Below are 249 nucleotides of genomic sequence, written 5' to 3'. Positions count from 1 at the left end.
TCGTACTCCTCCGTTACTCTTTAGGAGGAGACCGCCCCAGTCAAACTACCCACCATACACTGTCCTCGATCCGGATAACGGACCTGAGTTAGAACCTCAAAGTTGCCAGGGTGGTATTTCAAGGTTGGCTCCACGCGAACTGGCGTCCACGCTTCAAAGCCTCCCACCTATCCTACACAAGCAAATTCAAAGTCCAGTGCAAAGCTATAGTAAAGGTTCACGGGGTCTTTCCGTCTAGCCGCGGATACA

The 249-nt window shown here is 51.8% G+C and carries 1 rRNA gene; it reads right to left on the bottom strand.

Features of this window, described 5'->3' with window-relative positions:
• A 23S ribosomal RNA gene (locus tag KZZ04_RS20195) occupies positions 1-247 on the bottom strand; the annotation flags it as partial.
• Positions 248-249 lie beyond the last annotated feature (2 nt).

The organism is Pseudoalteromonas sp. CR1 (assembly GCF_019392235.1).
In the GTDB taxonomy this organism is placed as follows: Bacteria; Pseudomonadota; Gammaproteobacteria; order Enterobacterales; family Alteromonadaceae; genus Pseudoalteromonas.
This window is presented reverse-complemented; position numbering and strand designations above follow the sequence as displayed.